4 protein-coding genes are annotated in these 2,920 nt (G+C 63.4%); 1 reads left to right on the top strand and 3 read right to left on the bottom strand.

What is annotated here, in order from left to right; translation table 11 throughout:
* The coding region (locus EN884_RS31530) for a PAS-domain containing protein (protein ID WP_164895279.1) at positions 1-1,282 on the bottom strand (1,282 nt) is incomplete at its 3' end.
* Positions 1,283-1,473: 191 nt separating this feature from the next.
* On the opposite strand from EN884_RS31530, the gene EN884_RS31535 reads away from it, so the two are divergent.
* Positions 1,474-1,824: a hypothetical protein gene (locus EN884_RS31535; protein WP_013529266.1), complete on the top strand. Its 351-nt coding sequence runs from the start codon at positions 1,474-1,476 to the stop codon at positions 1,822-1,824.
* 87 nt (positions 1,825-1,911) lie between these two features.
* Here EN884_RS31535 and EN884_RS31540 read toward each other — a convergent pair whose 3' ends face one another.
* Together EN884_RS31540 and EN884_RS31545 are read right to left on the bottom strand one after the other, a co-directional pair.
* The gene (locus tag EN884_RS31540; RefSeq protein ID WP_013529265.1) at positions 1,912-2,148 is read right to left on the bottom strand and encodes a hypothetical protein; all 237 of its coding nucleotides are present in this window, start codon (positions 2,146-2,148) and stop codon (positions 1,912-1,914) included.
* A gap of 123 nt (positions 2,149-2,271) precedes the next feature.
* The coding region (locus EN884_RS31545) for a DUF2865 domain-containing protein (protein ID WP_128360958.1) at positions 2,272-2,920 on the bottom strand (649 nt) is incomplete at its 5' end.

Raw genomic sequence — 2,920 nt, forward strand, 5'->3', positions numbered from 1 at the left:
CGGTGACGTCGACATAGGAGATCAGCCGCTTGCCGCCGGCCAGCGGCGCCATCGACGATATCAGCGTGCGGCCGTCATTGCGCGGGAACTGCCGCGATCCGGCGGTACCGGCCCTGATTTCCGCCTCGCGCTCGGCGACATGCCGCTGCCATGACGCATCGTCGGCACCAAACGGATCGATGTCGCGGCTGGCGTCCATCAGATCGCGGAAGCTGCAGCCGATCTCGGCGCGCCGGGCGTCGATCTGCCAGAAATCATAGAAAGCACGGTTGATGATCTCGGCGCGCATATCGGCGTCGAGCACGAGGACACCGATCGGCATCTGGTCGACCATTGTGCGGAGACTGGCGAAGGTCTCGGCATTCCTGGCATTGGCGTTTTTGATCTCCGCATCGCGCTGCTTGATCTCGGTGACCTCATAGTAGGTCAGCAGCCGCTTGCCCCCGGACAACGCCGTCACCGAAAACATCATCGTCCTGCCGTTGGCATGGACAAATTCGCGCGGCGCGACGGATCCGGCGCGAATCTCGTCGAGGCGAGTAGCGAGGTAGCGCTGCCATTGCTGTTCGTCGATGTCGCCATAGATGCCGCTGCGGCGGTTGAGCTCCATCAACAGGCTGAACGGAGCGCCGACGGCAACAGCGCCGTCCGGAATCCTCGAGAGGTCGCGATAGGCCTTGTTGACGATCAGCGTGTCGAGCCTGGCATCGAGAAGCACGACGCCCATATGCATGGCGTCCATCGTCCGCTCGAGGTCGGCCAGATGCTGGTCGGGCTCGCCGTCACCCGATGGTTCCCGCCCCAGACTTTTGAAGGCGCCGGCCAGAGCCGTGACGTTGCGGCCGATGCCGCGATAGCCGGCAAATCTTCCTTCGTCGTCGAACTTTGGAAAGCCTGATGTCAAAACCCAGCGACAGTCGGCGCTGCCAGCCTTGAGCTCATAGACGAAGTCGCGAAAAGGCCGGTGCGCCTGCAGATCCTCCAGATGCGCCGCGCCACTGCGATCGCCGTTCAGGACCTGGTTGAGGAAGTCGAAGCGGAACCGGCCAAGCACGTTTGCCGGATCGATGCCGGTGGCGGCCTGGTAATTTTGCGAAAGCCAGGAGAAGCGCAGTTCGGCGTCCGTTTCCCAGACCCAGTCCGAACCGGCTTCGACGAGTTGGCGAAGCGCATCGTTCGAATCCATGCAAGAGGCGGACGATGAGGCATCGTCGCCATGCACTGTGGATCTGCGAGGCCCGCGCTTGCCGCGCGCGCCGATTGTTTCGTCCGCTTCCGCCATGCCGTCCCCACCCCGAAAACCAAGGCCGAACCCTCCTCCGCGGTTCGTCGGCGGAATCTGCCCGAGAAGCATTAAGGATCCGCTAACCTTAACGGTCGGTTGGACAGGATTGCGCGGCGCGGTCTGCTTCATTCCGCCCGGTTGTCGGCGGGGTCGAACCCGCTATATAAGCAACGGCAGGGGTATTGCTGATGCTTGGACGGATTGTGCCTTTTTTCATGGGGCTGGCGCTGCTTTTCGGCGGCGGTTGCTCGCGCAGTTATGACGGCACGGTCGTCATCCCGAGACCGCTTGATGTCCGGCGATTCTGGGATCGGCCGCCACCGAATGTCGACTATGGGCAATCCGAGGTCGAGAACGGCGCTTTTCCTGTGGCGCCGCAGCCGGACCGGCGTTTTTCCGAGCGCAAGGTCAGCCATGCCGCACCGAGACGGCACCAGACGAGGTTGCCTGCGTCCGCTTCCCTATCGGCGCCAGCGAAGCCGCTGACCTGCAGGAACGTCAGCGAGCCTGGCAAGAGAGCTCGCATGGTCTGCGATTAGATCGGAGCGGGTCCCTAAAAGCGGGACCCGGTTTTCGGATGGGATGCGATCAAGACGCGATCCGCGGATAGCTTCGGTGACCCGGCCTCACAGTGAAGCAGCGCCCTTTTTCGGCTCCTTCGCACCGAGCTTGTCGAGTGCAAGACGAACCTGACGCAGATCTTCCTGCCAGCCGTCATCGTCGTCCATCGGACCCTCCGAGGCAGCCCGCTGCAGCCCACGCGCCTCGGATTCGATCTCGCGCAGTTCGGCGATTTTCTGTTCGGTGGTCAGCGAGTCATCTTCGACGATCTCCAGTACCCGCATTTCCCGGAACGTAGCCACGGCGTTTCTCCCGGCTGATGTCGATCACAACGCCATGAGCGCCTCTCTGTTCCAGCCGGATCAGGCAACCGCATCGCAGCAGGCACGCCGCAACCGGTGATCGCCAATTGGGGAAGCCGGCGATCATTCGGCCGGGAAAAACGCCGGGCCGACCACGCGCACCGACCGCTTGCCGGCCTCGATCGAAAGGTGCTGGGCGGCACCTGGCGCTTCGGCATCGATTCCAGGGACGGCCGCAACCGTGCCGAGATCCGGCTTCGCCGTCGGCAGCGGAATAATGGCATTGCGCATGTTGGCGGGCGTCACAGTCCTGGCTCGCAGTTCGGTGACCCGCTGGTAGTATCGCTTGACGTCGCATGCCTTGAAATTCGCATCATCGCGATATCTGAAGGCTGCCGGCAGTTCGGTATAAGGCTTGCGCGTGTCGAGCGCGACCATCTGGTCGGTTTCGAGGCTGGCATCGTTCAACGTGTCGAGGTCGACGCTGGGGTCATCGCAGATGTAACGGCATTGATCGGCCGTCTCCTTCAGATCACCGCTGGCGGCGAATTGCGACTTTGGCGCCGGGAAGAAATACCCGTCCGACAGACGCACGCAAAACAGCATCGCATTGCCGCCGAACGTGGTGCTCGCCGATTGGGTGCCGGGCGCGGCGCGCGCAGACCGTTGCTTTGCCGAAGGCGCGCAGCCAAGCGCCACGAGGCGCGCCTGCAGACCCGCCGTGTCGCGGCCTGAATTCCCGGCGGCAGCGATCCGGCGCTGCACATCCGAG

The sequence above is a fragment of the Mesorhizobium sp. M7A.F.Ca.AU.001.01.1.1 genome (genome assembly GCF_004022735.1).
Lineage (GTDB): Bacteria > Pseudomonadota > Alphaproteobacteria > Rhizobiales > Rhizobiaceae > Mesorhizobium > Mesorhizobium ciceri.

Coding starts and splice junctions, on each gene's coding strand:
- EN884_RS31535 (WP_013529266.1), top strand. CDS start 1,474: ATGCTTGGACGGATTGTGCCTTTTTTCATGGGGCTGGCGCTGCTTTTC.